Source organism: Variovorax sp. Sphag1AA (assembly GCF_014192575.1).
Lineage (GTDB): Bacteria > Pseudomonadota > Gammaproteobacteria > Burkholderiales > Burkholderiaceae_C > Variovorax.
This window is the reverse complement of record NZ_JACHYC010000017.1, coordinates 1-5,624: the sequence shown is the minus strand read 5'-3', so window position 1 is coordinate 5,624 and position 5,624 is coordinate 1. Positions and strand designations below refer to the sequence as shown.

General features: G+C 51.2%; 2 tRNA genes and 3 rRNA genes. All 5 read right to left on the bottom strand.

Annotation, left to right across the window (positions count from 1 at the left end):
* Positions 1 to 49: 49 nt before the first annotated feature.
* Positions 50 to 162, bottom strand: a 5S ribosomal RNA gene (gene rrf / locus FHW64_RS34145).
* Positions 163 to 280: 118 nt separating this feature from the next.
* Positions 281 to 3,151, bottom strand: a 23S ribosomal RNA gene (locus FHW64_RS34140).
* A gap of 294 nt (positions 3,152 to 3,445) precedes the next feature.
* Positions 3,446 to 3,521, bottom strand: a tRNA-Ala gene (locus FHW64_RS34135).
* Positions 3,522 to 3,582: 61 nt separating this feature from the next.
* Positions 3,583 to 3,659 (bottom strand) — tRNA-Ile (locus FHW64_RS34130).
* A gap of 70 nt (positions 3,660 to 3,729) precedes the next feature.
* Positions 3,730 to 5,264, bottom strand: a 16S ribosomal RNA gene (locus FHW64_RS34125).
* The 16S, 23S and 5S rRNA genes sit together here with 2 tRNA genes alongside, the layout of an rRNA operon.
* Between the last annotated feature and the right edge of the window lie 360 nt (positions 5,265 to 5,624).

Genomic DNA, 5,624 nt, shown 5'->3' with positions numbered 1-5,624 from the left:
AAAAGCAAAAAGCCCAGCTGATTAGGCTGGGCTTTTTGGGGCTGTAAGAGCCTGACGATGACCTACTTTCACACGGGAACCCGCACTATCATCGGCGCTGAGGCGTTTCACTGTCCTGTTCGGGATGGGAAGGAGTGGGACCACCTCGCTATGGTCATCAGGCATAAAGGGTTGCCATCCTGGTGTTGAGTCAGGACGGCGAATTCATAGAGTTTGGAATCAGTTTTGTATTTGACTGCGTCAACTTGGCATATTTCTTTGATTTTCAGATCAAAGTTATAGGGTCAAGCCGCACGAGCAATTAGTATCGGTTAGCTTAACGCATTACTGCGCTTCCACACCCGACCTATCAACGTCCTGGTCTTGAACGACTCTTCAGGGGGCTCAAGGCCCCGGCAGATCTCATCTTGAAACGAGTTTCCCGCTTAGATGCTTTCAGCGGTTATCTCTTCCACACTTAGCTACTCGGCAATGCCACTGGCGTGACAACCGATACACCAGAGGTGTGTCCACTCCGGTCCTCTCGTACTAGGAGCAGGCTTCCTCAAATCTGCAGCGCCCACGGAAGATAGGGACCAAACTGTCTCACGACGTTTTAAACCCAGCTCACGTACCTCTTTAAATGGCGAACAGCCATACCCTTGGGACCGGCTACAGCCCCAGGATGAGATGAGCCGACATCGAGGTGCCAAACACCGCCGTCGATATGAACTCTTGGGCGGTATCAGCCTGTTATCCCCAGAGTACCTTTTATCCGTTGAGCGATGGCCCTTCCATACAGAACCACCGGATCACTATGTCCTGCTTTCGCATCTGCTCGACTTGTCAGTCTCGCAGTTAAGCACGCTTATGCCATTGCACTATCGTCACGATGTCCGACCGTAACTAGCGTACCTTCGAACTCCTCCGTTACGCTTTGGGAGGAGACCGCCCCAGTCAAACTGCCTACCATGCACTGTCCCCGATCCAGATAATGGACCTAGGTTAGAACCTCAAACACACCAGGGTGGTATTTCAACGTTGGCTCCATGAGAACTAGCGTCCTCACTTCAAAGCCTCCCACCTATCCTACACAGATCTGTTCAAAGTCCAATACAAAGCTACAGTAAAGGTTCATGGGGTCTTTCCGTCTTTCCGCGGGGAGATTGCATCATCACAAACATTTCAACTTCGCTGAGTCTCAGGAGGAGACAGTGTGGCCATCGTTACGCCATTCGTGCAGGTCGGAACTTACCCGACAAGGAATTTCGCTACCTTAGGACCGTTATAGTTACGGCCGCCGTTTACTGGGACTTCAATCAAGAGCTTGCACCCCATCATTTAATCTTCCAGCACCGGGCAGGCGTCACACCCTATACGTCCACTTTCGTGTTTGCAGAGTGCTGTGTTTTTAATAAACAGTCGCAGCCACCGATTTCTTGCAACCCGTTCATGCTCCGTTGTTCACTTCACACTAATAGGGCACACCTTCTCCCGAAGTTACGGTGTTAATTTGCCGAGTTCCTTCTCCTGAGTTCTCTCAAGCGCCTTAGAATACTCATCTCGCGCACCAGTGTCGGTTTGCGGTACGGTCGTGTGCAGCTGAAGCTTAGTGGCTTTTCCTGGAACCTCGTTCAGTCACTTCACAAGCAAGCTTGCTCGATCGTTGGCCTCGGTATATGACGGGCGGATTTGCCTACCCATCGCCTACATCCAACTAAACCGGGATATCCAACACCCGGATGACCTATTAAGATCCGTCCCCACATCGCACTACACATCGGTACAGGAATATTGACCTGTTTCCCATCAGCTACGCATCTCTGCCTCGCCTTAGGGGCCGACTCACTCTACGCCGATGAACGTTGCGTAGAAAACCTTGCGCTTACGGCGAGGGGGCTTTTCACCCCCTTTAACGCTACTCATGTCAGCATTCGCACTTCTGATACCTCCAGCATCCTTTACAAGACACCTTCACAGGCTTACAGAACGCTCTCCTACCACTTGCAATAAATTGCAAATCCGCAGCTTCGGTAACTGGCTTAGCCCCGTTACATCTTCCGCGCAGGACGACTCGATCAGTGAGCTATTACGCTTTCTTTAAATGATGGCTGCTTCTAAGCCAACATCCTGACTGTTTTAGCCTTCCCACTTCGTTTCCCACTTAGCCAATTTTAGGGACCTTAGCTGGCGGTCTGGGTTGTTTCCCTCTTGAGTCCGGACGTTAGCACCCGGTGCTCTGTCTCCCAAGCTGTACTCTTCGGTATTCGGAGTTTGCCTTGGTTTGGTAAGTCGCCATGACCCCCTAGCCAAAACAGTGCTCTACCCCCGAAGGTAATACTTGAGGCACTACCTAAATAGTTTTCGGAGAGAACCAGCTATTTCCAAGTTTGTTTAGCCTTTCACCCCTATCCACAGCTCATCCGCTAGTTTTGCAACACTAGTCGGTTCGGACCTCCAGTACCTGTTACGGCACCTTCATCCTGGCCATGGATAGATCACTTGGTTTCGGGTCTACACCCAGCGACTAGACGCCCTATTCGGACTCGATTTCTCTACGGCTTCCCTATTCGGTTAACCTTGCCACTGAATGTAAGTCGCTGACCCATTATACAAAAGGTACGCCGTCACCCTTGCGGGCTCCGACTTTTTGTAAGCATGCGGTTTCAGGATCTATTTCACTCCCCTCCCGGGGTTCTTTTCGCCTTTCCCTCACGGTACTAGTTCACTATCGGTCGATGATGAGTATTTAGCCTTGGAGGATGGTCCCCCCATATTCAGACAGGATTTCTCGTGTCCCGCCCTACTTTTCGTCAGCTTAGTACCACACAAGTCTTTTCACATACGGGGCTATCACCCACTATGGCCAGCCTTTCCAAGCTGTTTTGTTAAGTCTTGTGCTATCACTAACAGGCTCTTCCGATTTCGCTCGCCACTACTTTCGGAATCTCGGTTGATGTCTTTTCCTCGAGCTACTGAGATGTTTCAGTTCACCCGGTTCGCCTCGCACGCCTATGTATTCAGCGTGCGATACCTTTCGGTGGGTTTCCCCATTCGGAAATCTCCGGATCAAAGCTAATTTGCCAGCTCCCCGAAGCTTATCGCAGGCTATCACGTCCTTCGTCGCCTATCATCGCCAAGGCATCCACCACATGCTCTTATTCACTTGACCCTATAACTTTGACGTTTCTTCACAGAAACCAAAGTCAATCAAGGAATTACCAGGTCTTTCACCTGGCGCGTTATGCCGTCTTCAGACTTCGAGTTTCCTCGAAATTGAAGTTCATTTGACGCAATCAAAAATTCAAGTTGCTGGCGGCACGGTGAGCCATGACGCTCTTTCCGCCAGCAACGCTGATTCGACTCTATGAATTTTTAAAGAACAGCCGATCAATCGAGAGATCTCGATCAACAACAAAAATGCCTCTTGCAAAGCATCTTTGGTGTTGATGAATTCCTGCTGGAATGGTGGAGGATGACGGGATCGAACCGACGACCCCCTGCTTGCAAAGCAGGTGCTCTCCCAGCTGAGCTAATCCCCCAAGCCCCATGCAACCGCAACCGCGGCTCACATGACCATTGGAACGAACCATTGGAAGAATTTGGTGGGTCTAGTTGGGCTCGAACCAACGACCCCCGCCTTATCAAGACGGTGCTCTAACCAGCTGAGCTACAGACCCATGTCGATGGAATCGACTTCATCCAACAACCGATAAGTGTGGGCGTTCAATTTGAACAGCTTGTTTCCAGAAAGGAGGTGATCCAGCCGCACCTTCCGATACGGCTACCTTGTTACGACTTCACCCCAGTCACGAACCCTGCCGTGGTAATCGCCCTCCTTGCGGTTAGGCTAACTACTTCTGGCAGAACCCGCTCCCATGGTGTGACGGGCGGTGTGTACAAGACCCGGGAACGTATTCACCGTGACATTCTGATCCACGATTACTAGCGATTCCGACTTCACGCAGTCGAGTTGCAGACTGCGATCCGGACTACGACTGGTTTTATGGGATTAGCTCCCCCTCGCGGGTTGGCAACCCTTTGTACCAGCCATTGTATGACGTGTGTAGCCCCACCTATAAGGGCCATGAGGACTTGACGTCATCCCCACCTTCCTCCGGTTTGTCACCGGCAGTCTCATTAGAGTGCCCAACTAAATGTAGCAACTAATGACAAGGGTTGCGCTCGTTGCGGGACTTAACCCAACATCTCACGACACGAGCTGACGACAGCCATGCAGCACCTGTGTTACGGTTCTCTTTCGAGCACTAAGCCATCTCTGGCAAATTCCGTACATGTCAAAGGTGGGTAAGGTTTTTCGCGTTGCATCGAATTAAACCACATCATCCACCGCTTGTGCGGGTCCCCGTCAATTCCTTTGAGTTTCAACCTTGCGGCCGTACTCCCCAGGCGGTCAACTTCACGCGTTAGCTTCGTTACTGAGAAAGTGAATTCCCAACAACCAGTTGACATCGTTTAGGGCGTGGACTACCAGGGTATCTAATCCTGTTTGCTCCCCACGCTTTCGTGCATGAGCGTCAGTGCAGGCCCAGGGGATTGCCTTCGCCATCGGTGTTCCTCCGCATATCTACGCATTTCACTGCTACACGCGGAATTCCATCCCCCTCTGCCGCACTCCAGCGATGCAGTCACAGATGCAGTTCCCAGGTTGAGCCCGGGGATTTCACAACTGTCTTACATCACCGCCTGCGCACGCTTTACGCCCAGTAATTCCGATTAACGCTTGCACCCTACGTATTACCGCGGCTGCTGGCACGTAGTTAGCCGGTGCTTATTCTTACGGTACCGTCATGAGCTCTCTTTATTAGAAAGAACCTTTTCGTTCCGTACAAAAGCAGTTTACAACCCGAAGGCCTTCATCCTGCACGCGGCATGGCTGGATCAGGCTTGCGCCCATTGTCCAAAATTCCCCACTGCTGCCTCCCGTAGGAGTCTGGGCCGTGTCTCAGTCCCAGTGTGGCTGGTCGTCCTCTCAGACCAGCTACAGATCGTCGGCTTGGTGAGCCTTTACCCCACCAACTACCTAATCTGCCATCGGCCGCTCCATTCGCGCAAGGCCTTGCGGTCCCCTGCTTTCATCCGTAGATCGTATGCGGTATTAGCACAGCTTTCGCTGCGTTATCCCCCACGATTGGGCACGTTCCGATGTATTACTCACCCGTTCGCCACTCGCCGCCAGGATTGCTCCCGCGCTGCCGTTCGACTTGCATGTGTAAGGCATGCCGCCAGCGTTCAATCTGAGCCAGGATCAAACTCTATAGTTCGATCTTGAAGTTTTCGCTCGATTTCTCGAGCAACTCATAAAAACGGAATTGAAGTGAACTTCACTTCTATTCTCATGAGCGTTTAAAAGTCCGAAGACTTAGTTCCGAAGAACTTGGCCATTCGCCTCAAACGCCCACGCTTATCGGCTGTATGTTTTTAACGATCACGACACTCAACATCTTCTGTTTTGCGTCTTGCTTGCTGCGATCAGCGAAGCTCTCTACTATAACACGATTTTTTGAAGTTCAGAAAAAATTTTTGAAGATTTTTCTTTTCTTCCCTCCGCTCAACTCGCCACACCCCGAAGGATCTAACTCGTCGCTGTGTTTTGCGGAGCCCTCGATTATGACAGAGTTTTT